Source organism: Psychrobacter sp. Ps6, assembly GCF_022129235.1.
In the GTDB taxonomy this organism is placed as follows: domain Bacteria; phylum Pseudomonadota; class Gammaproteobacteria; order Pseudomonadales; family Moraxellaceae; genus Psychrobacter.
On sequence record NZ_JADQAI010000153.1, the window covers coordinates 1 to 1,196 of the forward strand.

Here is a 1,196-nt window from a genome sequence, read left to right on the forward strand (position 1 = left end):
GAACAGACATTAAAAACTTAGCAACAGTTACTTATGAAGATTCATCAGGTAACTCTTATCAAGCGACATCCAATGAAGCTGTTGTAACCGTAGCTCAAATTTATAGTTCAACTATAGAGCAGGATATCAATACAACGGGATCTCCTGGACAAACAGTATATCTACCACACGTTCTCACCAATACAGGTAACGGTTCTGATACTTATACACTGAACTTTGCTCAGAACTTACCTGGTACAGATACTCGTGGTGCAGATACTATTGATGCTACAACCATTAAGCTTTTCAATGATGAAAATAATAATGGTCAGCCTGATGCTGGTGAAGCTGAGTTTACTTCTGGCGATACTGTGACATTAAATGCTGGCGAGCAAATGAACTTAATTGTTGCTGCTGCCGTGCCAACAACAGCAGTGCCGGGGGATACTCTTGGTGTCACGCTTGAAGCGGTTGCTAATAATGGTACTGTGACTGACATTGGTGATAATAATGATGGTGCCGATGGGACTAATGCCAATTTAATTACGGTAACTAATGATGCTGTTATTAATACAACAAAATCAGCCACACATCTGGAGAATATCGGAACGGAAAGTTCTTTAGGTATTGATCTTGATGGCGATGGTGCTACAGACCGAGCTTTAAGCTTAATTCGATATACGGTAACAGTTTCAAACACTGGTAATACTGATGCAAAAGATGTTGTTATCTTTGATGGTATTCCTGATGGAACTGTATTTGTGACAGGCAGCACAGCAGCTACATATGATGCAACCAGTAGTGGTTTACTGACTGTAAATGGCGATACACCAATTTCTTATGCCGCAAATTTGGTTGATGAATCTTCTCATGGCGTTGACCTTGACCAAGATGGTACCAACGATTTAAGTGAAGGCCAAATTGATGGTGGTTTAGATCTTAATGGTAATGGGGTCACAACTGATACCACAGTACCTGGCGTTTATGCAGTAGATGATCAACTTGCTTCTAATACCACAATTTCGATGACATTCTATGTTGCTTATTCACCAGAAACGATGCAAGGAGACACAAGCATAGGTAACGTTGCGTATGTTTGTTCTGACTTAAATGGTGATGGTGATTATGTCGACCCTGGTGAGTGTGATGATCCAGATCCTACAACAGCAGGTCCAGATCCTTCAAACCCAACCACAACCACAACCACAACGACTACC

General features: G+C 41.1%; 1 pseudogene. It reads left to right on the forward strand.

From position 1 onward, the window contains the following. Positions 1-1,196: pseudogene (locus I3255_RS14515) on the forward strand (hypothetical protein); the annotation flags it as partial.